Source organism: Microvirga mediterraneensis (genome assembly GCF_013520865.1).
Taxonomy (GTDB): Bacteria; Pseudomonadota; Alphaproteobacteria; order Rhizobiales; family Beijerinckiaceae; genus Microvirga; species Microvirga mediterraneensis.
This window is the reverse complement of record NZ_JACDXJ010000001.1, coordinates 1,210,527-1,233,290: the sequence shown is the minus strand read 5'-3', so window position 1 is coordinate 1,233,290 and position 22,764 is coordinate 1,210,527. Positions and strand designations below refer to the sequence as shown.

At 65.4% G+C, this 22,764-nt stretch carries 23 protein-coding genes and 1 tRNA gene; 12 read left to right on the top strand and 12 right to left on the bottom strand.

The window, feature by feature from the left end; translation table 11 throughout:
* Positions 1–19 precede the first annotated feature (19 nt).
* Positions 20–104: transfer RNA gene (locus H0S73_RS05795), tRNA-Leu, on the bottom strand.
* Positions 105–394: 290 nt separating this feature from the next.
* On the opposite strand from H0S73_RS05795, the gene H0S73_RS05790 reads away from it, so the two are divergent.
* Genes H0S73_RS05790 through H0S73_RS05780 form a run of 3 tightly spaced genes read left to right on the top strand, consistent with a single transcriptional unit; the run spans position 395 to position 2,603 of the window.
* Positions 395–976: a YqaA family protein gene (locus H0S73_RS05790; protein ID WP_181051270.1), complete on the top strand. Its 582-nt coding sequence runs from the start codon at positions 395–397 to the stop codon at positions 974–976.
* A gap of 12 nt (positions 977–988) precedes the next feature.
* Positions 989–1,489: a disulfide bond formation protein B gene (locus H0S73_RS05785; protein ID WP_181051269.1), complete on the top strand. Its 501-nt coding sequence runs from the start codon at positions 989–991 to the stop codon at positions 1,487–1,489.
* 31 nt (positions 1,490–1,520) lie between these two features.
* Positions 1,521–2,603 (top strand): D-TA family PLP-dependent enzyme, encoded by a 1,083-nt coding sequence (locus H0S73_RS05780; protein ID WP_181051268.1) that lies wholly within the window; start codon positions 1,521–1,523, stop codon positions 2,601–2,603.
* A 15-nt stretch (positions 2,604–2,618) separates the two neighbouring features.
* On the opposite strand, the gene H0S73_RS05775 is transcribed toward H0S73_RS05780, so the two are convergent.
* Complete coding sequence (locus tag H0S73_RS05775) at positions 2,619–3,188, bottom strand: HNH endonuclease (RefSeq protein WP_162003246.1); 570 nt, start codon at positions 3,186–3,188, stop codon at positions 2,619–2,621.
* Between the two features lie 185 nt (positions 3,189–3,373).
* On the opposite strand from H0S73_RS05775, the gene H0S73_RS05770 reads away from it, so the two are divergent.
* Positions 3,374–3,871, top strand: a complete 498-nt coding sequence (locus tag H0S73_RS05770; RefSeq protein ID WP_181054255.1) for a DedA family protein — start codon at positions 3,374–3,376, stop codon at positions 3,869–3,871.
* 9 nt (positions 3,872–3,880) lie between these two features.
* Here the strand turns inward: H0S73_RS05770 and H0S73_RS05765 are convergent, their stop codons facing one another.
* From H0S73_RS05765 to H0S73_RS05745, 5 genes are all read right to left on the bottom strand, one after another.
* Positions 3,881–4,480: a M15 family metallopeptidase gene (locus tag H0S73_RS05765; protein ID WP_181051267.1), complete on the bottom strand. Its 600-nt coding sequence runs from the start codon at positions 4,478–4,480 to the stop codon at positions 3,881–3,883.
* Between the two features lie 128 nt (positions 4,481–4,608).
* Positions 4,609–4,923 carry a hypothetical protein gene (locus H0S73_RS05760; protein ID WP_181051266.1) on the bottom strand — a complete coding sequence of 105 codons (315 nt, stop codon included), beginning with the start codon at positions 4,921–4,923 and terminating at the stop codon, positions 4,609–4,611.
* Positions 4,924–5,377: 454 nt separating this feature from the next.
* Positions 5,378–6,277, bottom strand: a complete 900-nt coding sequence (locus H0S73_RS05755) for a DMT family transporter (protein ID WP_181051265.1) — start codon at positions 6,275–6,277, stop codon at positions 5,378–5,380.
* A gap of 6 nt (positions 6,278–6,283) precedes the next feature.
* Positions 6,284–8,671, bottom strand: a complete 2,388-nt coding sequence (locus H0S73_RS05750; RefSeq protein ID WP_425488173.1) for a PIG-L family deacetylase — start codon at positions 8,669–8,671, stop codon at positions 6,284–6,286.
* On the bottom strand, positions 8,661–9,914 hold the full coding sequence (locus H0S73_RS05745; protein WP_181051263.1) for an ROK family transcriptional regulator: 1,254 nt from the start codon (positions 9,912–9,914) through the stop codon (positions 8,661–8,663). Before H0S73_RS05745 ends, H0S73_RS05750 begins: the two co-directional genes overlap by 11 nt.
* Before the next feature lie 173 nt (positions 9,915–10,087).
* Between H0S73_RS05745 and H0S73_RS05740 the strand changes: the two genes are divergently transcribed.
* From H0S73_RS05740 to H0S73_RS05705, 8 genes are all read left to right on the top strand, one after another.
* Positions 10,088–11,341 (top strand): sugar ABC transporter substrate-binding protein, encoded by a 1,254-nt coding sequence (locus tag H0S73_RS05740; protein WP_181051262.1) that lies wholly within the window; start codon positions 10,088–10,090, stop codon positions 11,339–11,341.
* A 26-nt stretch (positions 11,342–11,367) separates the two neighbouring features.
* Positions 11,368–12,294 (top strand): carbohydrate ABC transporter permease, encoded by a 927-nt coding sequence (locus H0S73_RS05735; protein ID WP_181051261.1) that lies wholly within the window; start codon positions 11,368–11,370, stop codon positions 12,292–12,294.
* The gene (locus H0S73_RS05730; protein ID WP_181051260.1) at positions 12,294–13,148 is read left to right on the top strand and encodes a carbohydrate ABC transporter permease; all 855 of its coding nucleotides are present in this window, start codon (positions 12,294–12,296) and stop codon (positions 13,146–13,148) included. The genes H0S73_RS05735 and H0S73_RS05730 overlap by 1 nt, the downstream gene beginning before the upstream one ends.
* Before the next feature lie 5 nt (positions 13,149–13,153).
* Complete coding sequence (argH, locus tag H0S73_RS05725; protein WP_181051259.1) at positions 13,154–14,662, top strand: argininosuccinate lyase; 1,509 nt, start codon at positions 13,154–13,156, stop codon at positions 14,660–14,662.
* Positions 14,662–15,732 carry an ABC transporter ATP-binding protein gene (locus H0S73_RS05720; protein WP_181051258.1) on the top strand — a complete coding sequence of 357 codons (1,071 nt, stop codon included), beginning with the start codon at positions 14,662–14,664 and terminating at the stop codon, positions 15,730–15,732. The genes argH and H0S73_RS05720 overlap by 1 nt, the downstream gene beginning before the upstream one ends.
* Positions 15,729–16,625 carry a carbohydrate kinase family protein gene (locus H0S73_RS05715; RefSeq protein ID WP_181051257.1) on the top strand — a complete coding sequence of 299 codons (897 nt, stop codon included), beginning with the start codon at positions 15,729–15,731 and terminating at the stop codon, positions 16,623–16,625. The genes H0S73_RS05720 and H0S73_RS05715 overlap by 4 nt, the downstream gene beginning before the upstream one ends.
* Positions 16,626–16,715: 90 nt before the next feature.
* On the top strand, positions 16,716–17,117 hold the full coding sequence (locus H0S73_RS05710; RefSeq protein WP_181051256.1) for a translation initiation factor 2: 402 nt from the start codon (positions 16,716–16,718) through the stop codon (positions 17,115–17,117).
* A gap of 148 nt (positions 17,118–17,265) precedes the next feature.
* Positions 17,266–18,117 (top strand): c-type cytochrome, encoded by an 852-nt coding sequence (locus H0S73_RS05705; protein ID WP_181051255.1) that lies wholly within the window; start codon positions 17,266–17,268, stop codon positions 18,115–18,117.
* 9 nt (positions 18,118–18,126) lie between these two features.
* Here H0S73_RS05705 and H0S73_RS05700 read toward each other — a convergent pair whose 3' ends face one another.
* The 5 genes from H0S73_RS05700 to coxB all read right to left on the bottom strand — a co-directional run bounded on the left by H0S73_RS05700 (position 18,127) and on the right by coxB (position 22,760).
* Entirely contained in the window at positions 18,127–18,705 is a 579-nt protein-coding gene (locus H0S73_RS05700) for a c-type cytochrome (RefSeq protein ID WP_246388745.1), read from the bottom strand.
* Positions 18,706–18,759: 54 nt separating this feature from the next.
* On the bottom strand, positions 18,760–19,110 hold the full coding sequence (locus H0S73_RS05695; protein WP_181051254.1) for a hypothetical protein: 351 nt from the start codon (positions 19,108–19,110) through the stop codon (positions 18,760–18,762).
* A 4-nt stretch (positions 19,111–19,114) separates the two neighbouring features.
* Entirely contained in the window at positions 19,115–19,717 is a 603-nt protein-coding gene (locus H0S73_RS05690; protein WP_181054253.1) for a cytochrome c oxidase subunit 3, read from the bottom strand.
* 29 nt (positions 19,718–19,746) lie between these two features.
* A complete protein-coding gene (gene ctaD, locus H0S73_RS05685) occupies positions 19,747–21,633 on the bottom strand; it encodes a cytochrome c oxidase subunit I (RefSeq protein WP_202049906.1) in 1,887 nt (628 codons plus the stop codon).
* A 122-nt stretch (positions 21,634–21,755) separates the two neighbouring features.
* Positions 21,756–22,760, bottom strand: a complete 1,005-nt coding sequence (coxB, locus tag H0S73_RS05680) for a cytochrome c oxidase subunit II (protein ID WP_181051253.1) — start codon at positions 22,758–22,760, stop codon at positions 21,756–21,758.
* Positions 22,761–22,764 lie beyond the last annotated feature (4 nt).

Genomic DNA, 22,764 nt, shown 5'->3' with positions numbered 1-22,764 from the left:
AAGGCATATAAAACCGGAATGGTGCCCCTGGCCGGGATCGAACCAGCACTCCTTGCGGAACTCGATTTTGAGTCGAGCGCGTCTACCAATTCCGCCACAGGGGCAAGGACCCGCGACGTACCATGGGCGGCGAAGGTTGGTCAATGCGCGAGATGTGAAGGGAAGCCGCACGGCTAAGAGCATCGGACCCGAAAGTGGTTTCCGCTTTTGGGATCAAACCCGATGCTCCACTTTTTGAAGAACGCATCGCCCGCAGCGGGCCCAGGGGGCCGCGTCAGCGAAAACCGGGGCCACTTTTCCGCACGATGCGTTACCCCTCGCAATTCCGCGCGCCTTGTGCTCAAAGAGGCGCGGGGCGAAGGCCCCGATCCGGATCTGAACCTGTCGGACCCCCATGCTGAGACGCCTTTACGACTGGACCCTGTCCCTCGCGGCCCGACCTTCGGCCCCCTATGCGCTGGCCCTGGTGTCCTTCTCGGAAAGCTCGTTCTTTCCGGTTCCGCCGGACGTGATGCTCGTGCCGATGATGCTGGCGCGGCCCGACAAGGCCTGGTCATACGCGCTGATCTGCACCGTGGCGTCCGTTCTGGGCGGAATCCTGGGATACTTCATCGGCCTGGGGCTCTACGACTCGATCGGGGCCTGGCTGTTCCAGCTCTACGGCCTCACCGAAGGCGCCGAGACGTTCCGGCACGCCTATGCCGAATACGGCCATTGGGTGATCCTGCTGAAAGGCCTGACGCCCATTCCCTACAAGCTCGTCACGATCACCTCGGGCTTTGCGGGCTATCACCTCGGCTGGTTCATCCTTCTGTCGATCCTGACCCGCGGCGCCCGCTTCTTCATCGTCGCCCTCCTGATGAGCAAGTTCGGGCCACGGATCAAAGCGATCATCGACAACCATTTCAACCTGGTGGCGACCCTGGCCATCGTGGCCTTCGTCGGCGGCTTCGTCGCCTTCCGTTACCTTTTCTAGGGGGAGAGCTCGATGCGGATCAGCCTCACCATGCGGCAGGCCGCTCTGGCCGTGGCCTTGGGAGCGGCGGCAACCGTCGGCGGAGCGCTCATCTTCGAGCACGTCTTCGGCTATGTGCCCTGCAAGCTCTGCCTGATCCAGCGCAACCCTTACTACATCGCCATCCCGCTGGGTCTCGCGGCCGCGCTCCTGCCGCCCCGATATGCCCGTGCCGGACTCTGGCTCCTGGCTCTGACCTTCGTCGTGAGCACGGGACTTGGAGCCTATCATGCCGGCGTCGAATGGGGCTTCTTCATCGGGCCCAGCGATTGCGGCGGCGGATCGGGCGCAGGCGCGGGCAACATGGGCGATTTCCTCAACCAGCTGCAGACCACCCGGGTCGTCAGCTGCACGCAGGCGGCCTGGCGCTTTCTCGGCCTGTCGCTGGCGGGATGGAACGTGCTGATTTCCTTAGGATTGGCCGCCTTCGCGGCCAGCGCCGCCGCCCGAAAGGGCTTCCGCATCGGGGGCTGAAGCCTCGCTTACAACTTCGCGGGATATTTCCATGAGCATCCAAGCCCTGAAAGAAGAAGTCGCACGGCAGTTCGGCACACCCGCCGTGGTGATCGACCTCGATGTGGTGGAGCGCAACATCGCCCGGGTCCAGGCCTTGTGCGATGCGGCGGGCGTCGCCAACCGCCCGCACATCAAGACGCATAAGAGCCCGGTCATCGCCGCCATGCAGCGCGATGCGGGCGCGCGCGGCATTACCTGCCAGAAGCTCGGCGAGGCCGAGATCATGGCCGAGAGCGGCCATGACGACATCCTGATTTCCTACAACATCCTGGGCGAGGAGAAGCTGAACCGGCTCGGCCGGCTCTTGTCCCGGGCGAAGATCACGGTCGCGGCCGACAACCCGGTCGTCGTCGCGGGCCTGCCTCAGGCGGCGACCCTCGCCGGGCGCGAGCTCGACGTGGTCGTGGAATGCGATACGGGCCGCAAGCGGGCCGGCGTCGAGACGGTCGCGGAGGCGGTTGCGCTTGCCAAGGACATCGCCTCCCGCCCCGGGCTCTCGTTTGCCGGCTTCATGCTGTATCCGCCGGAGAGCGCCATGGCCGAGACACAGGCCTTCCTCGATGCGGCCACGGCTGGCGTGCGGGAGCTGGGCCTTGAGCCGCGCATCGTCTCGTCGGGAGGCACACCCAATCTGGTCAACCTGGGCAAGATCAAGGGTGCCACCGAACACCGGATCGGGACTGCCGTCTTCAACGACCGGATGGTCATGGCCGCCGGCATGGCCCAGCTGGAGGATTGCGCGCTCACCGTCTATGCGACGGTGGTCAGCCGCGCCGGTCCCGAGCGCGGCATCCTCGATTCCGGCTCGAAGACCCTCACCAGCGACACGGGCGGCCTCGAAGGGCACGGCCTCATCCTTGAGCATCCGCAGGCCAAGATCGCCCGCTTCGCCGAGGAGCACGGGTTCCTCGATCTCTCGGCCTGCAACGACCGCCCCAGCATCGGCGATGTGGTGCGCATCGTGCCGAACCATGTCTGCGTGGTGGTGAACATGGTGGACCGGCTTGTCACCGTGCGGGGCGACATCATCGTCGGCGAACTGCCCGTCGCGGCCCGTGGGCGCCTGACCTGACCGGCGAGAGAAGGTTTAAGGCTCCAGTTCGCTGTCCCAGTAGAGATAGTCCATCCAGCTGTCGTGGAGGTAGTTGGGCGGGAAGAGCCGGCCGTTGGAGTGGAGGTCATGGACCGTGGGGGCGAAGGGGCTCTGCCGGGGCCACATTTCCACCTCGCGGGGCAGCTTGTCCCCCTTCCTGAGGTTGCAGGGCGCGCAGGCGGCGACGACGTTTTCCCAAGTGGTTTGCCCGCCCTTGGACCGGGGGATCACATGATCGAAGGTAAGGTCCTCGCGGTCTCCGCAATATTGGCAGCTGAAGCGGTCGCGCAAAAAGACGTTGAAGCGGGTGAAGGCCGGGTGACGTGACGGTTTGACGTAGGTTTTGAGCGAAATGACCGAGGGAAGGCGGATCTCGAAGGTCGGACTTCGCACGACCTTGTCGTACTCCGAGACGATGTTGACCCTGTCCAGGAACACCGCCTTGATCGCATCCTGCCAACACCAGATGGACAAGGGGTAGTAACTCAACGGCCGGTAATCGGCATTGAGAACGAGGGCCGGGCAGGCCTCCGGTCGCACAACAGGCTGGACGTGTATCGTCACCTCACCTCCTCTTCAACTTAAGAGAAGCGTCGTATCCCGTTGGATTAGACTATAGGCAATATGACACCGTTGTGAAGGTCCGGAGCCAAGACGTTTGTGACGCACCCACAGGAAGTGCGGCAGGGGCGTGTCAGGGCTTTCTCCCAGGAATTCAGGGCTTCTCGATGAACCTTCTCCACCAAGGACTGGCCTGGATCGAGCCTGCCATCGTCACCTACGGCGTCCTGGCCCTGCTCGTCATTCTTTACTTCGAATCGTTCGGGGTTCCCCTGCCCGGCGAGAGCGCCCTGATCGCCGCCTCCCTCCTGGCCGTCCGCGGCGACCTCGCGATCGGCCATGTCTTCCTGGCGGCGTGGCTCGGGGCCGTGCTCGGCGACAGCACCGGCTACCTGATCGGCCGGCTCGGGGGGCGGCCGCTCCTGAACAGGTTCGGCTATGTGGTGAAGCTTACGCCGGAACGTCTGTCCCGGCTCGAGAAAACGGTCGAGACCAAGGGTTTCTTCATGGTTCTCACGGCGCGCTTCGTCGTTGTGCTGCGGCAGCTCAATGGCCTCATCGCCGGGTCGGCCGGGATGCCCTGGCCTCACTTCGTCGCGGCGAATGCCCTCGGGGCGCTACTCTGGGCGGGCCTGTGGAGCTTCGGGCCCTATTTCTTCACGGATGCGTTCAAGCGGCTGATCTGAGAAGCCTCGTCACGGCACGGCGAGCTCGAAATGCGACCGGTCCGCGTTCTTGAAGCTCTGAAAATGGCCACCCCAGCGGAGAGCCACGCCCAGCTCCATGGCGGCCCTCTTCATCGCCTCGGCGATCCGGCTCTGAGCCGTCCGGTCGAAGATCACCCTCCCGTCCCGATCGAGCGGCCAGAGATCGACGGCGTTTCCGGACCGGTGCATGCTGTCCTGGGTCCGAGACCAGCCCCAGGTCACGGCCATCCGTTGAAGCCTCCCGTCCCGCTTGCCGGAACCGATGACGAAACGCTGGCCCTGGATGTCGTCCTGGGCCTTCCGGACCACGCTCGCGAGGACGGGATTGAGAGCCCTGAGATTCGCCTCGTGGGATCCCACCGGATCCGGGTTCCACGCGCGAAACATGACGAGCTGATCCCGCCCGAGATCGTCCCTGGCCGGAATCTTCGCATACACGCCGCCCGGACCATGGAGAGATGGATCGATGGCGTTCGGGAATCCGTGCGGGTCACCGCCGGGCTCGGCCTGCGCCCAGGCATCGGGGCTTGAACCGGAAAGTACGAGGCCGAAGAGGACGACGCAAACGGAAGACGCTTTCTGAATCATGGCGCCGGAACCATCGCAACGCGATGGTTCCAAATCAAGGCGCCGAGACCGGGAGCATCGGCTCCACGAAGGGCCCATCGTGCGGAGCCGGACGTCTTCTCCGCAGGATGCGCGTCGCAGGTCGGCGATCAATCCGTGAAGCGGACGTTCTTGTCCTTGCACACGTCGAACTCGGACAGATCGGCGGTCGACTCGTCTTCGAATGTCGCCGCGACGGTCACGATGCATCCGGACATTTTCGGCAGCTTCAGCGTGGTCTTGGCCTTCGGCGCGAGCGGCTTCGCAAGCCTGACGGTCTTTCCACCAGCCTCGACGGTGAAGTCGGTCACGGCGACCTCGCGGGCATTGGTGACGAGGACGGCCGAAGCCGGCTTTGCCGGTGCGGCCATGGCGCTTGTCGCTGTCAGCAGAAGTGCCGTGGCGGTGATGATGCGGAAAGTCATGACTATTCCCCTCTGTACCGTTTGAGATTCGGTCGATGCACAGAGACGGTCCGAGCCCTCGCTCCGAAACCGTCGCGATGCTGATTGACTGACGCCCGAGCATCGGACCCGAAAGGGGATTCCACTTTCGGGATCCGTTCCGATGCTTTTCTTTTTGGCTCGAGCATCGAACGTGAGATGTGCCCCCTTTTGGGATTGATCCGCGGCTCCCTTTCTTGGCTGGCGCATCGCTCGATGCGTCATGTCGATCTCCGCCGACATGTCCAATGGTTGCACGGAGCATTCATCAAAGAAAGAGCGCCAGTTGCCCGTGGCGCTCGAGGGAGGCCGCCTTTCACGGCCAGTTCCAGAGGAAACAACGACCGTGCCGTTTCGGCACATGACGAGGCTGCGCCCGAGACGTTAACAGACCGTTACCGATGCGTGCGAATTTGCAGTGAAGACTGCTTTCCGCTCAGGCCCTGTTGCGGGCTTTCAGCCAGCGTTCCGCAGGCGTCGCCAGCACCGTGGTGAGAACCACGATGGCGGCGCCGATGCAAAGGGACAGGGACGGGATCTCGCCGAAATAGAGCCAGCCCGCGAATCCCGAAAACAGGATCGACAGGTACCCGATGGGCGCGAGGAGGCGCGCCTCCTGCTTCTGGTAGGCCTGCAGCCAGCAATATTGGCCGAGCTGTGCCAGCACGCCGACGAGGATGATGGTGGGCGCCTCGCTCCAGGGAATCGGCACCCAGGCGAGAGCGGCCGGGATGGATGTCAGGAGCGTCAGCCCGACCGTGTAGAAGAGCATCAGGACCACGGTGTCCTCGCCGGCGAGACGCCGGGTCTGAACGACCGCGAGGGTCCCGAAGAACACGGATCCGAAAGCCGCCGCCAATCCCATGTTCCAGGGGATCGCGTCCGGCTGCACCATGACGATGACGCCGATGAAGCCGAGCGCCGTGAACGCGTAGCGGGTCCTGCTCACGCGCTCTCCCAGCATCATGGCGGCCATCACCAGCAGCAGGAGCGGCCGGGTGAACCCGATGGCCGTGACCAGCGCCAGGGGCAGAGCCGCGAAGGCCGCGAAATTGAGGGTGAGCGCCGCCGAGTTGAAGGCAACGCGGGCCAGATGGCCGCGAATGTTCGACAGGTCCGCCAGCTTCCGGCGGTGGCGCCACACCAGCGGCGCCACCGAGATGAATCCGACCAGCGACCGCAGGAAGACCAGCTGGATCGCCGGATAGGTCTCGCCCTCGGCCTTGACCAGGGCCTGCATGGTCGTGACCAGGGCCATGTCGAGCAGGAGCCATCCCGCGCTGATCCAGAGAGGAACAGCAGGCGCGCCCGATTGACTTTCCGGCTCGGCTGCCATGTTCCGTCAGGCGGGCTGAACGAGGTTCGCCAGGAGGCGGAACGCCCCAGGCACGAGCTTGTCCAGCTGATGGTGCAGCACGAGCGCCACATGGGTGTGCCGTCCCCGGCCAATGCGGGCCGAGATCAGCGAACCCTTGAGCGGATCCTCGCCAGGATCGTTGAGGGACAGAAGCTCTTCGTAAGCCGGATCGTAATCGGCCGCGAAATAAAGCCCTCGCTCCTTGTCCCAGCCCTGCCAGTCGCCCGCCTCGATCCTGTTCGGCCCCTTGAGCAGGGGATGGTCCGGCTTCAGGATCGTCACCGGAGCGGCGGGATCGGTCACGCGCCACCGTAGGGACGGCGAGCCGATGGCGAGGCGGCGGGGCGGGGTCCGATCCGGATCCCAGCCATCGGTCGGGCGATGGTAGAGCGTCACCAGATGCCCCCCCTCCTCCACGAATCCATGCAGGCGTTCGGCCGCGGCCTGAAGGTCGCGCCTCAGGCCGAAGGCGAAGATGCCGATCACGATGGTGGTGAAGGCCGACAGCGAGCTGTCCTTGAGATCCCCTTCCGCGAGATCCGTCACGTCGAGCCCGAGGCGGCGCATATGCTGGCCGACATTGTCGCTTCCGCCGCCGACATAGCCGATGCGGGCCCCTTGCGGCAGAGTCACGTCGAGCGTCAGGACCTTGAATTCCGCTGGAGCCACGAACGAGGCTGGACGGATGTGAGGATAGGCGATGGTCTGCACCGAACTCGCGGGCCTGCCCTCGACCATGGGAACGAGCCGGGACATTCCGGGCTCGACCGCATGCGGCGGATTGATCATCCAGTCGCCGTCCTGACGCCGGACGCTCCAGCCCTGCGGCACCTGCCAGTCCGTCGGGTTTGCCCCGACGGCCCTGACCCGGATGCCGGATGCCGGCTCGCCCATCCTCACGACGGCGACGGTCGGGTCGACGGACAGGGATTGCTGCGGACCGATGGTGAAAGGCGCCTCGGGATCGAGATCGATCCCGATCCGGCGGCCGTGCAGCGTGCCGGCGATGCGGATCCCGGCCGGGCCGTTGCCGCCCATGGGGTCGAAGGCTTCCGGGTAATTGCCCGTATGTGGAGTCGTTTCAGGAACGGCGATCGCATAGCGGGCCCGTCCCGGGTCACGGGAGGCTTCCGCCGCCTCCATCCCGTCGGGAAGCCGGGGGGTGATCGCGAGATCGGCGAGACCGGGCGCGTCGACGGCGACATCCAGGGCCATCTCGGCGCCCGGATGGCTCGCGCCCTGGAAGACCGCCCTTGCGGCCTTCACATGGGCCTCGAAGAGCGCAGCATCGATCTCCCGGAGCTTTCTGTCGAGGCGATGACCCAGTCGGTCGAGGACGGGCCGGTCCATGCCCGTCCGCGCGCCCTCGATCAGCCGCGCCGCCGCGCCGAGCGCCGCGCCGATCCTCTCACGATCAGGGAACGCCGCCACGGCGGCATCGAGGTACGCCTGCGCTTCCCGCAGGACGGCGCCGGCCGCGTCCGTCACGCCCGGCTGAGTCGCGAGATCGCCGAGCCCGGCCGGCAGATGATCGCGGATATCCTGCTCCGGCCCCGGGTCCCCGCCGGCCCGGAGCTTCAGGTGGAGACTCCACTGGTCGACGGGATCGTCCCGCCACATGCCCATTCCCTGGGACGCATGCGCGGCACGGGACCATTCGCCGAGCTGCCGGTAGGCTAGGCCCGTGACCGCATCGCCCCCCGAGATCCGGACGCTGAGCGTCGTCGGCGGTGGCGGCACCTCGTCGTCATAGGCGTAGCTCGCGCCGGACCAGGCCGGGAGATAGAATTTGGACACCTGCCAGGGGGCGAGGTTCTGTTCCGGAAAGGCGGAAGGATCGGCTGCCAGGGCCAATGCCGTTTCGGCCGCGCGCGTCATCGCCCGGTGATGGCCGTGCTGCCCCGGCACGTCGAGGAACGTGGGGAGCACGATGTCGGGCCGATACCGGCGGTAGGCCCGGACGAGCCGTTCGACGATCCGCTCCTCGCCCCAGCGCCGAAGAGTATCGTCGCCGTTCTTGGAGAACCCGAAATCGTGCACGGGATCGTCAGGCCCATGACCGAGCCATGCCACGTCGGCATCGATGCGGCGAGCGCTTTCCTCCATCTCGGCGGTCCTGAGGACGCCGAGAGCGCCGCCCCGCTCCGGCCCGAGGGCATTCTGCCCGCCCTCCCCCCGAGTCGAGCACGCGACGACGATCCGCATGCCATAGGCGAAGCGCAGGGCGGCCAGCAGGCCGTTATGCTCGTCGTCCGGATGCGCGCCCGTGTTCATCACGGTCACCACGGACGGCAGGCGGCTCAGGGCACGGTGCAGACGCACAAGGGCCGGCTGATGAACAGCGCGGGCGAGACGGCTATGGTCATCCGGCAAGGGAGGTCTCCTCGTTCGTTTGTTCGCGTTCGGCCGCATGGGCCGTGTCGAGTCGCGGGGTCATCGTTTCCAGGAGCGGCAATGCGGCGGCGCCGAGCGCGGCCGTCAGACCGCCGGTCCGCCCGTGGATCAGGCGGGCCTCGCTCCGGTTCCTGCGCCGCGCGACCGACAGGGGCAGCGGCTGCATGGCCTGCACGAGATCCTCCAGCAGGCCGGGAGGAAGAACGCCGCCGAGCACGATGGCTTCCGGATCGAACAGGTTTTCGAGCATCGCCACCTGCGGTGCCAGATACCCGGCGGCTTCGTCGATCCAGGCCAGGACGACGGGGTGCCGCTCGCGGTGGAGGCGCTCCAGGTCCGCGTAGTCGATCCCGTGGATTCCGGCCGCTTTCAGATGCTGCGCGAGAGAATGAAAGGAGGCATACGCCTCGAGGCAGCCATGCTGCCCGCAGGAGCAGAGGCGCCCGCCCTTCGCCACCAGCACATGCCCGATCTCGCCCGCATTGCCGTTCGCCCCGCGATAGGGGCGCCCGTCGATCATGATCCCCAGGCCGAGGCCCTGGCCGAAATAGATCAGGCAGAAATTCTTCAGGTTCCTGGCCACGCCGTGCAGACGCTCGCCGACGGCCGCCGCGGTGGCGTCGTTCTCCAGCGTCACGGGCGCGCCCAGCATGGCGCCAATGCGGGCGACCGCATCGAAGTCGAGCCACCCGGACAAGGTCGTCGGCCCCACGGACGTCATGCCTTCGACATTGAACGGTCCCGGCATCACGACCCCGACGCCCAGGAGCTGCGGAACGGGAGCCTCCAGCTGCGCCTGCGCCGCTTCGATCTCGGCCTTGATGACGGGGAGCACGGTCTCGGGATCGTTCTGCGGCAGTGGGATGCTGCGCTGGGCGCGGATGCGGCCGCCGATATCCACCAGCAGCGTCGAGAGGTGATCGGCGGCGATCTCGATGCCGGCCGTCATGCCGCCGTTCGGATTGACGGCGAACTGGATCGGCGGCAGCCCGCGGCCGGCCCTGAGGCGCCCGGTCCTGATCAGCAGCCCGTCGGCGACGAGATCCTCGACGATGTTCGAAACCGCCTGGGTGCTCAGATGCGCGTGGCGCGAAATCTCCATCCGCCCGACCGGCCCCAGCTGGCGCACCACATCCAGCACCACCCGCCGGTTGTGGGAGCGGTTCCGCTCCGGATTGCTCCCGATCGTCGATGGCGTTCCGGCTCTGGCTTTCTTGGGCATCTGACCACTCCGCGATCACGACGATGAACCGGAGCAATGAATAACTCAAGTGAATTATCTTATTGACAGGTGGATGACTCTAGAAGAGCCTTGGGATTGGAGCGGCCCCGTCCGAAGGCCGCCACACCAGAGAGATGCCGGTGCCCCGCGCCGACAAAAAAATGGAGAGGGATATGCGTTTTCGTCACATGCTCGCGAGCGTCGCCTTGGGCGCTATCACCCTGGCCGCCACCGGCGCGAAGGCCGTGGAGATCGAATACTGGCAATATGTCTTCGACACGCGGGTCAAGGCGATGACCCAGCTGATCACGAAGTTCCAGGAAGCCAATCCCGACATCAAGGTCAAGCAGACCACCTTCCCCTATGCTGACTACCAGACGAAGGTCGCCGCCGCGATCCTGGCCGGCCAGGGCCCCGACGTGGTGCAGCTCTTCTACGGTTGGACCGACAACTTCATTTCCGGCAAGATGATCCGCCCGCTGCGCGCAGAAGCCTTCCCGGCTGCGGAGATCGAGCGCGACTTCTTCCCGATCGTGAACGCCATGAAGCGCGGCAACGATTATTACGGCCTGCCGACTGCCGTGCGTTCCCTTGCGCTCTTCTACAACAAGAAGGCGTTCAAGGATGCGGGCCTCGATCCCAACAACCCGCCCAAGAATCTCGAGGAGCTCGTCGCAGCCGCAGAAAAGACCACCAAGCGCGACGGCAGCGGCAACATCGTCTCCGCCGGCCTGACGCTCGACATGGGCGGGCAGGATCACCAATGGTGGCGTGAAGTCCTGATCCGCCAGTTCGGAGGCGTTCCCTATACGGACAACGACACCAAGGTCGCCTATAACGACGAGGCGGGCCTGAAGGCGCTCACCTTCTACACGGACCTCCAGACGAAGCATAAGGTCGGCCAAGTCGGCTTCATGGACGAAGGCCAGGCCGCCTTCCGGGCCGGTCTCGCGGCCATGACCATCGACGGCACGTTCCGCCTCGGATCGTTCAACACGATCAAGGGATTCGAATGGGGCGTGACCGAACTTCCCGCCAACGCGCAGGGCGTGCGCAGCAACTATGCCAGCTACTTCGCCAACGCGATCACCACGAAGGCAGAAGGCGAGAAGCTCGCGGCGGCCGAGAAGTTCCTGAAATACGTCTCTTCGCCCGAAGCCATGAAGATCTGGATGGACGTCGTCGGCGAGCTGCCGGCGCGCCGCGCCGCGGCCCTCACGCCCGAGAACACCGCGCATCCGGTCTACGGTCCGTTCCTCAAGGGACTGGAATACGCCCACACGACCCTGTTCAAGGATGAGGCCGCCCAGCGTCAGGTCGCCATCGACATGGCGAACCGCGTCCTGATCGGCAAGGAGGATCCCAAGACCTCGCTCGCCAAGGCGGCCGAAGCCGAGCAGGCGATCATCGATCGCGCCAAGCGCTGACACGTCGAGACCGCGAGGAACCATTCATGTCCGTCGTCGCACATCGGGAGGCCGCCCCAGGCGGCCTCTGGTCGAGGATGAGCCTTGGCCAGAAGCAGCTGATCTGGGCGTGGGGCTTCCTCGCGGTTCCCCTTCTCTTCTACGTCGTCATCCGGTTCTGGCCGACCTTCCAGGCCTTCTACCTGTCGGTGACGGATTGGACGATCACGCGGCCCGCCTCCTTCGTGGGCTTCGAGAACTACAAGAGGCTTTATGCCGACCCGCTCTTCTGGCAGGTGTTCCGCAACACCTTCCTGTACCTGATCCTCGGCACGCCGATCAGCCTTCTGATCTCGTTCGTCGTGGCCTATTACCTCGATCGGGTGCGGTTCATGCACTCGTTCATCCGCGCCTTATATTTCCTGCCGTTTCTCACGACCGCGGCCGCGATGGCATGGGTCTGGCGCTGGTTCTACCAGCCCGTCCCCATCGGCGTGATCAACGACATCCTCGCGAGTTTCGGCATCCCGCAGCAGCCGTTCCTCCGCTCGACGACTCAAGCCCTGCCGGCCGTTCTCGCGCCAGCCATCTGGGCGGGCCTCGGCTTCCAGATCATCATCTTCCTCGCCGGATTGCGGGCGATCCCTTCGACCTATTACGAAGCCGCGCGCATCGACGGCCTGTCGGAAGGGGCGATCCTGCGCAAGATCACGATTCCGCTTTTGAAGCCGACGCTGGTCTTCCTGGTAGTGTTCTCGTCCATCGGCTTCCTGCGCATCTTCGATCAGGTCTACAACATCAACACGAACGATCCCGGCGGCCCGCTGAACTCGACCAAGCCCCTCGTGCTGATGATCTACCAGACGGCCTTCAGTTCCTACGAGATGGGATACGCGGCGGCGCAAACAGTCGTTCTGTTCCTGATCCTGCTCGTGATCTCCCTCGTTCAACTGCGCATCATGAGAGACCGCTGATGACCCAAGCCGTATCGTCCCACGGGTCTCTGCCCATGCCCCGGATCAGGCCGGGCCGGATCGTCGCCTGGACGCTCCTGTTCATCGGCGGCGTCATCATGGTGACGCCCCTCCTCTTCATGCTGTCGACATCCCTCAAGGACGCCTCGCAGGTCTACGACCTGCGCATCGTTCCGGCGGCGCCGACCCTTGACAACTATTTCGAGATCCTGGGCGACGGCCGCTTCACGCGCTGGTTCGTCAACTCCATGATCGTGGCCGTGCTCGTCACGCTCTCGAACGTGTTCTTCGACAGCCTCGTCGGCTACACGCTGGCCAAGTTCAGGTTCCGGGGCCGGTACATCGTCTTCATCGCCATCCTGTCGACGCTGATGATCCCGACCGAGATGCTGGTGCTGCCCTGGTATCTGATGGCGAGCCAGTTCGGATGGCTCGACAGCTATTGGGGCATCATGTTCCCGGGCATGATGACGGCCTTCGGCACCTTCCTGATGAAGCAGTTCTTCGAGGGCGTGCCGGACGACTTCCTGGAAGCGGCGCGGATCGACGGCCTGAACGAGTTCACCATCTGGTGGAAGATCGCCATGCCGCTCGTCACCCCTGCCCTGTCGGCCCTCGCGATCTTTACGTTCCTCGGCAACTGGACGGCCTTCTTCTGGCCGCTCATCGTGACCACGAGCGCGGAGCTCTACACGCTGCCGGTCGGGCTCTCCAGCTTCGCGGTCGAGCAATCCATCCAGTGGGAAAAGATCATGACGGGTGCGAGCATCGCCACCCTTCCCACCCTCCTGATCTTCCTGTTCCTCCAACGCTACATCGTCCGAGGCGTGATGCTGGCCGGACTTAAAGGCTGAAGCCGATGAATGCAGGCACCTTCAACGATACGTCCACCTTCCCGGATCCGGTCTACAAGGAGACCGTCCTGCGTCCCCTGTTCGACGGCGCGAAGGATCATCACGTCGAGGGCTTCCGTCTCATCGACCGGGCGCATCTCGTCATGCTCCACGAGACGGGCATTCTGACCATCGAGCAGGCGCGGCCCATCGCCCAGGCGCTCGAGGACATCGACCGCGAGGTCGATGTTGGCACTCTGACCTATACCGGCGAGGTCGAGGATTTCTTCTTCCTCATCGAGAAGCAATTGCGCACCCGCCTCGGGCCCGACCTCGCGGGGCGCCTGCACACGGCACGCTCGCGCAACGATATCGACCACACCCTGTTCAAGATCGGCCTCAAACACCGCATCGACCCGCTGCTGGAGCGCCTGGTGCATCTGGCCGAGACCCTCGCGTCCGTGGCGGAGCGGGAAAGCAGGACGCTGATCGTCGCCTATACCCACGGGCAGCCGGCGCAGCCGACCGTCTTCGGCCATTACCTGTCCGCCGTTCTCGAAACCGTGCTGCGCGACATCGCGCGCCTCGAGGCGTCGCGGGACATCGTCGACCGCAGCCCCATGGGCGCCGCCGCCATCACCACGAGCGGCTTTCCCATCGACCGCGAACTGATGGCCCATCTGCTCGGCTTCAGCCGTCCCCTGCAGAACTCCTACGGCTGCATCGCGTCCATCGACTACATCACGTCCACCTATTCGGCCATCGAGCTGATCTTCCTGCATCTCGGCCGCTTCATTCAGGACCTGCAGTTCTGGACGAGCTTCGAGGTCGGGCAGATCTACGTTCCCAATGCCTTCGTGCAGATCTCGTCGATCATGCCGCAGAAGCGCAATCCCGTGCCGATCGAGCACATGCGCCACCTCTCGTCCCAGACGGTCGGTCGGGCGCAGGCGATGCTCACGATCATGCACAACACGCCGTTCACCGACATGAACGACAGCGAAGGCGAGAGCCAAGGCTTCGGCTACGGGGCCTTCGAGAGCGGCGGGCGCGGCCTCGCCCTCCTCGCCGCCCTGGTCCCATCGCTGCGGATCGACGCGGGAAGGGTTCGCCAGAACATCCGCCGCAGCTGCATCACTGTGACGGAACTCGCCGACAGCCTCGTGCGCCTGGAAGGGCTGTCCTTCCGCGAGGCGCACGAGATCGCCGCCGAGGTCGCCCGCGCCATCGTAGCCATCGGCGGCGACATCGCGGCCGACGGATACGCGGCGTTCCGCGAAGCCTTCCGGCGCTGTGCCGGCCGCGACACGACCGTCGCGCCGGATCGGTTCGCCGAGATCGTCTCGGCGGAGAACTTCGTCGCCGTGCGCGACCGGTTCGGCGGACCGGCGCCCAAGGCGCTGTCGCAGGCCATCGCCGGATACAACCAGGACATCGCGGCGATCCGCGCGCGGATGCAGGACGCACAGCGCCGCGCCCAGGCCTCCGCCCAGGACCTTCAATCCCGTTTCAACGCACTTCTTGGAGCCCGCTAATGGCGACCATCGAAATCGATCGCCTCGTCAAGAGATACGGGCAGACGGCCGTCGTCCACGGCATCGACCTCGCGATCCAGGATGGCGAATTCGTCGTCCTGGTCGGCCCTTCGGGATGCGGCAAGTCCACGACACTTCGGATGATCGCCGGTCTCGAGGAGATCAGCGGCGGCGAGATCAGGATCGACGGGCGGGTCGTCAACGACCTCCAGCCCAAGGACCGGAACATCGCCATGGTGTTCCAGAACTACGCCATCTATCCGCACGTGACCGTCGCCGACAACATTGCCTTCGGCCTTTACCGCTCGAAGCTCTCGAAGAGCGAGAAGCGCACCAGGGTGGAGCAGGTTGCGCAGACGCTGGGCCTCTCGCATCTGCTGGAGCGCCGTCCCTCGGCCCTGTCGGGCGGCCAGCGCCAGCGCGTCGCCATCGGGCGGGCCATGGTCCGCGATCCCGCGGCGTTCCTGTTCGACGAGCCCCTGTCCAACCTCGACGCCCAGCTGCGCACCCAGATGCGCATCGAGATCAAGCGGCTTCATCACCGGCTCGGCACCACGTCCGTGTTCGTCACTCACGATCAGGTGGAGGCCATGACCATGGCGGACCGGATCGTCGTCATGCGCGACGGGCGGATCCTGCAGGTGGGCTCGCCTCTGGAGCTGTACGAGAAGCCCGTCGACGTGTTCACGGCGCGCTTCATCGGCAGCCCGACGATGAACCTGCTTCCGGCCTCGTTGAAGGACGGTCACGCGAATCTATCGGTGGGCGGTTCCATCAAGGTGCCGCCCGTCTCGGCGACGTCGCCCGAGATCCTGGTCGGCGTTCGCCCGCAGGACCTGACGCCGGCGACGTTCGGCGTTCCGGGCCTCGCCGTGTCGGGCACCGTCGTGGTCGTGGAAACCCTGGGCTCCGAGACTCTCGTTCACATCGAGAAGGGCAACCAGACCGTCATCGGCTCGGCGCCGGGACGGCAGATCCCGAAGATCGGCGAGCAGCTGACCCTGCATGCTCCGACCGAGAGGCTGTACTACTTCGACAAGGCGACCGAGAAGGCATTGGCCGCCCAATGACCGGACGAGTCTCTGAGCGGAGCAAGGTCCTGTGCCTTGGCCGGGTCTATTGCGACATCATCTTCACCGGCCTGCGCGACATGCCGGTGCTCGGACGCGAACGCTTCGCGGACGACGTGACGGTCGTCGCAGGCGGCGGCGCCTATATCACGGCGGCTCATCTTGCCTCCCTCGGACGGCCGTCCGCGCTGCTCGCCCGTCTTGGGACGGACCCTCTCTCGCAGGGTCTCGGTCCTGAACTCGAGGGCAGCGGGATCGACCTGGCGTTCGTCGAGCGGTCCCGCGATGCCGGTCCCCAGCCGACCGTCGCCCTGGTGAAGGACGGGGAGCGGGCCTTCGTGTCCCGGCGCGCCGGAACCTCCCGGCCAGCCTCCCTGGAGAAGGCGCTCGCGGCGCCCGACATCGCTCATCTCCACATCGCGGAATTCGCCACCCTGAAGGACAACCCCGATGTGATCGCGATGGCCAAGAATCGTGGCCTGACGGTTTCGCTCGATCCGAGCTGGGACGACGAGCTCATCCGTCGCGATGCCGGGTTCTTCGAGATCTGCGCCGGTGTCGACGTCTTCCTCCCGAACGTGGAGGAGGGAGAAGCTCTCACCGGTGAAACGTCGCCCGAGACCATTCTGTCCGTCTTGCGGGAGCATTTTCCCCTGGTCGTGCTGAAGCGCGGCGAACACGGCGCCGTAGCCTCGCGAGGCGCGACCCCGGTCTCGGCACGGGCGTTGCCCGTCACCGTGGTCGACACGACGGGAGCGGGAGACGCGTTCAACGCGGGCTTCCTGCATTCCTGGCTCGGCACCGCCGACATCGAGGCAAGTCTGGCGGCGGGGATCGAGGCCGGCGCCCTTTCCGTCCAGTCCCCGGGCGGAGCCCCGCCGCGCCGGTCGTAGGGCGCGGTCTGGCAGACTGAGCCGTATGCGCTATCTGCTGTCGAGGCGGGGCCTGCGGGTCCCTTCTCGCGGCAAGGACGATCCATGCGGATGCGAATTCTTAAGTGCGCCGTCGGCAGCCTTCTCTCCCTGACAGCCTGCAATACGGGGACGCGCGGGACCATGGAGGAGGTGACCATCAGCGCAAGCCCGGCCTCCGCGCGCATCAGGACGTCGCTCGGTCATACATGCCCCCGGTCCCCCTGCGTGGTGAAGGTCGAACGGAAGGCGGAGTTCACCGCCTATGCCGAGGCGCGCGGGTACAGGCCCGGTTCGCTGCTGGTGAAATCCACTCTCACCGACAAAGCTGCCCCCGGCGTGATCGGCAATGCGGTGCTGCCCGGCGGCTCGGTCGGCCTGGTGCTGGATGCCGCGAACGGCGCCATGCTGGATCATACGCCCAACCCCGCTCACATCGAGCTCGTGCCGATTGGCCGGGCCAGAGGCCGCTGACCCAAGCGGAACTTAGCGCCTGCCAAGCTGGTTGACGGCGTACCATGCTTGGATGCCCGGTACGCTCCGCGCGTCATGGATGCACCGCCGTCGGACATCGCTTGCCCGAAGCAGACGGCGTTTCGGAAAGGTCGGTAGGTAGAGTTCGATGCCACGCTCGCTTCCTCGTCTGATTTTCTGGGGAGTGCTTCTCCTGGTATTGGCGGCGGGCGGCGCGCTGGCCTACATCTCTTCCGGAATCTACGACATCGCGGCAACCAAGCAGCACATAGCGCCGGTCTATTGGGCCCTCACAACGGCGCGGCGCCAGTCGATCCGGGCTCGCGTCATCGGCGAGACGCCTCCGGCCAACCTGACGGATGCGAATGTCGTCGCAACGGGACTTGCCCTCTACGACCAGCATTGCAGGCAGTGCCATGGCGCGCCCGGGCTTCCGCCGGATGCCATCGGCCTCGGCATGATGCCGGCGCCGCCGAACTTCGCCCAGATGGCGCGCGACCTATCGGCACCGGAGATCCACTGGGCGATCTCAAACGGGATCAAGCTGACCGGAATGCCCGCCTGGAAATTTCGCCTGACCGAGCCCGAGCGCTGGGCTCTCGTTGCGTTCTTGAAAAGCTCCCTCAACATCACGCCGGCCGACTATCGGGCGCGACGGAAGCAGCCCGCGAGCGAGGAACAGCCCAAGCCGCGGCAGCCTGAGGCTCCTTGGGATCCGAAAGACGCTGACCAGCGCGGTCGCGTGGCGATCCTGCAATATGCGTGTGAGACCTGCCACGTCATTCCGGGAATCAGGGGTCCGGACGCGCATGTGGGCCCGCCGCTGGCCGGCATCGCGGGACAGCTCTACATCGCCGGAGTCCTGCGGAATACGCCCGATCACATGATCGCATGGCTGCGCGATCCCCAGCGGATCGACCCGCTCTCCGCTATGCCCAATCTCGGCGTCTCGGAACACGATGCCCGCGATATCGCGACCTATCTCTATTCGCTGCGCTGAGGGGATGCGCTATGGGCGCAGCGTGTAGAGATAAGCCGCGACATGCCTCGCCTCGTCCCGCGTGATGCCCGTGACGGGCATGGCTGAACGGGGATCGATGGAGCGCGGATTCTCGATCCATCGAATAAGGTTGTCGGGCGAATTCGGGACGACGCCCCCGACATAGATCCGTGCCGCATAAGCCTGAAGCGTCGGGCCGACTCTGCCCTGAGGTCCGGAAACGCCCGGAATGATATGGCAGCCGGCACAGCCATAGCGCTGCGTGAGGCGAAGGCCGAGATCCGGGTCGCCGCCGGTGAGCGCAACGGCGCGGGCGCGGGCATCGCGGTCGGACTTCACCCGATATCCCGTGTAGATTCCACCGCCGATCAACAGGAGCAGGACGAGGGCCGCCGAGCCCCAGACGAGAAGGGAACGGGTTCGCCTGTTCATGCGCGTGCCGTGCAGCGCCGTCTCATGGCCGGGGGACGTGTCCCGCACGCCCACGGGGCGGGTTGCCGATCCCATGCGCCGGACGCCGAGGACAACTCCCGCCAACCGGATGGCCACCGGAACGGCCAGCAATGCCAGGGTCCTAACGCGCCGCATAAGCGTCTCTCTCCTGCTGTCGGCAGCGTCGCGCACGGAAAATCCCCGGGACACTCATCGCTCGCACCCTTCGAAGACGAGTCCGGCAACGCCGTGCAGGAGGATGACGACCGTGAACAGCAGGGCGATGGACACACCGATGAGCGCCATGAAGCGGTGCGGACGGCCCGCTCCCGTCGTGTCCGCCCGCGGCGTCGGTGCCGCGGCGGCGTAGCCGCGCCATGACAGGAAGCCGCCGAACAGGCTAAGGATCGCCATGGCGAGGGCGAAGAGGGGAATGAGCGGCACCTGATGGGCGCAGACCCACGGCACCGCAGCGTAGCCGAACTGCGTGTTGACGAGCCATGCGAGCGGTCCGACATAGATGCCGGCCGATGGAACGCCGCGGGAGAGCCATGCCGTCATGATCTCACCACCACCTCGGGAACCAGTAGATGATCGCATAGATCGGGAGCCAGGAGGCCACGACGAAATACCAGTAGAAGGCATTGTCGCCCACGTCGGAGAAGCGCTTGCCATGGCCGTGGCGCGTGAACATCAGCACAGCGAGGACGATGGTGTCGCCGAGATCCGTGAGAAGATGCAGCGTGTGCAGGCCGAGAAGGAGCCACACCACGGACCCATAAGCATTCTGGTCCCAACGCACGTGAAGCGTGCCGAACTCGAACACGCGGATGACCAGCAGGACGACGCCGAAGAGGCTCATGATCACGAGATTGCGGCGGGTTTTCGCGAGCTCCTCCCGCTCCCCGTCCCTCTTGGCGAGCTGGTTCGGCCAAATGCTGACGAGAAGCACTGCGCTGAACAGACCCGACCAGAGGAGATCGGGAGGCGGCGCGCTCAGCGGCCAGTTGCCGTTGATGAAGACGAGATAGAAATACATGGCCGCCGCGATGGCGAAACCCATGCCCTCGGCAACGGCGAAGCCCACCGTTCCCCACCAGATCGGGCTGCGCGGGCCATAGGCGTAACCCGGCATGTTCCTGGCGCTCATCACGACCCTGTGCGGCATCATGGCGTCGTCGGGCTGAGGACCCAGGGTCATTTCTCGTCCTCCGTGTTCGGCTTCGGCCAGAACCAGCCCATGAGCGCCAGCGCGAGCGGAACGCTGCCCCACACCAGGGCCCAGGGCGTGAACATGGAGCCGACGAACAGGATCGTGGTCGCAATCGCCGCCAGGAAAGGCCAGATCGAAGGCTCGGGCGTGGTCTCGCGCAGGTCCGCGCGGGCATCCGTGGCCGTCGTGACGAGCTGCTCCCGGTTCTCGACGCTCAGGCCCGCAACCACCGGCAGGCTGTCGCGATTGGCCCACAGGGGCTCGCGGTTCGTCACGACGGGGATGCGGTCGAAGTTCTGCGGCCTGGGCGGGGATGCTGCCGCCCATTCGAGCGTGCCGGCGTTCCAGGGGTTGGGACCGGCGACAGCGCCGCGCCGCGCGCTCGACACGATGTTGTAGAGGAAGAGCACGAAGCTCGCGAAGAACAGGACCGCCCCAAGGGACGAGAAGAGGTTCAGGCTCCCCCAGCCCATTTCCGGCAGATAGGTGTAGACCCGGCGCGGCATGCCCATCAGGCCCAGGATGTGCATGGGGAAGAAGGCCGCGTTGAACCCGATGAAGGCGAGCCAGAAATGCCACTTCCCCAGCCGCTCGCTCATCATGCGGCCGGTGAATTTCGGGAACCAGTAATACACCGCGCCGATCAGCGGAAACACGTTGCCGCCGATGAGCACGTAGTGAAAGTGCGCGACGACGAAGAAGGTGTCGTGGACCTGGGTATCGAGCGGCACGGACGCGAGCAGGATCCCCGACAATCCGCCGGCCACGAAGATGAAGAAGAAGCCGATGACGAAAAGAAGCGGTGCGCGGAAGACCGGCCGCCCATCCCACAGGGTCGCGATCCAGCAGAAGACCTGGATGCCGTTCGGGATGGCGATGAGCATGCTGGACGCCGTGAAGAAGCTCGCGCCGAGCTGCGGCAGGCCGGTGGTGAACATGTGGTGCACCCACAGGCCGAAGGACAGGAATCCGGTGGCGATGAGCGACAGCACGAGGGCGATGTAGCCGAAGGCCTGGCGGCGCGAAAACGTGACCACGATGGCCGACACCCAGCCGGTGGCGGGCAGGAAGATGATGTAGACTTCCGGGTGACCGAAGAACCAGAACAGATGCTGGTAGAGCAACGCATCGCCGCCTTCCGCCGGGTTATAGAAATGCGTGCCGACGAGCCGGTCCATCATCAGCGTGGCCGAGGCCGTGACCACGGCCGGCAAGGCGAAGATGATGACGAAGGAGTTGACGAGCTCCGCCCAGACGAAGAGCGGAATGCGATCGAGCGTCATGCCGGGCGCGCGGAACTTGAAGACCGTCACGATGATGGAGATCGCCACGGCGATGCCCGACACTTCCGTGAAGGTGATCATCTGGGCCCAGAAATCAGCCCGCTTGCCGGGCGAGTATTCCGGCCCCGAGAGCGGAACATAGGCGAACCAGCCGACATCCGGCCCGATATTGAGGACGAATGCCACCCAGATCATGAGGCCGCCGATGAGATAGACGTAATAAGCGTAGGCGTTGAGGCGCGGGAATGCGATGTTGCGGGTGCCCACCATGAGCGGCACGAGAAAGACCGCGAAGGCTTCCCCGATCGGCACGCCGAAGAGGAACATCATCGTGGTGCCGTGCATGGTGAAAAGCTGGTTGTAGAAATCAGGCCCCATCAGCCTGTTCTCCGGCAGGGCCAGCTGCATGCGCATGAGGATGGCGGAGAGGCCGCCCATGAACAGGAACAGGACGGCAGTGGCGATGAAGCGGCGCCCGATGACCTTGTGATCCACTGTCGACAGGGCGCCGACGATCCCCTTGTCCGTGCCCCAGGTCCTGGCGAGGCGCACGGTCAGCTCCGGTCCGTCCACCTGATCGTCGCGCAATTCGTCAGGATTGACCGGCGCATCGGCCTCGCTCCGCACGCCCGGGCGACCGCCGCGCTCGCCTGTGGCGAGATGCGAGATTTCGGGAACGGCATCGAGATCGCTTGATGTGATCGCCCGCGTCACTTCAGCCCCTCCAGGTAATCGGCGAGAGGCTGAACCTCATCGGGTTCGAGTTCGACGGCCGGCATGTTCACTCCCGGCTTGATGCCGTGCGGATCGAGGATCCAGGCCGCAAGATTGCCCCGCGTGGTCTCCAGGGTTCCGGCCGCGATGGAGCGGCGGCTTCCCACATGGGTGAGGTCGGGGGCGACCTTGCCGCCCGCATCCGTGCCGCGCACCTGATGGCACATGACGCAGGGCTTGGAGAGGAAGATCTCCTGACCGCGCTGCCGCTGGGGATCGCCCGGCGGAATCGCGGAGGACACCTGCCGATCGCGCCAGCGCTCGAAGTCGTCCTTCGGCTCCGCAATGACGAGCATCCCCATATGGGCATGCTGGAGGCCGCAGAACTCGGCGCATTGTCCGCGATAGAGGCCGGGACGATCCGCCTGGATCTGGATCTGGTTCTGGCGTCCGGGAATCAGGTCCATCTTGCCCGTCAGACTGGGAACCCAGAACGAATGGATCACGTCGCCCGCTTCGAGCTTGATCAGAACCGGCTCGCCGACCGGGATGTGGATCTCGTTCGCCGTCGTGAAGACGCGGCTCGGCTGAGCATCCTCGTAGGTGATTTCCCACCACCATTGCCGGCCGGTGACCAGCAGGGTCAGCGCACCATCCTTGCGGGCGAACAGCACCTTTTGGGCCGCGTAGCTCAGGCCCGTCAGGGATATGACCGTCACGAGCGTCAGGCCGACGGCGATGGAGACCGTGACGATCATCCGCCGCTCGGTTTCCGGATCCGTCGCCAAAGGATCCGCGTCGGCGCTGCGGCGCCGGCGCAGGGACAGGAGCAGAGCGATCATGGTGAGGATCCACACCGCGCCGAGAACGGCGATGAAGATCCAGAACATGTCGGCCAGCGTGCGTGCCGCCGGACCCTGCGCATCGAGGGCCGATTGCCAGCCCTGGCAGCCTCCGAGGGGCAGGACGGCAAGCGTGAGGAATGGACCGGCCTTTCTCATCTGC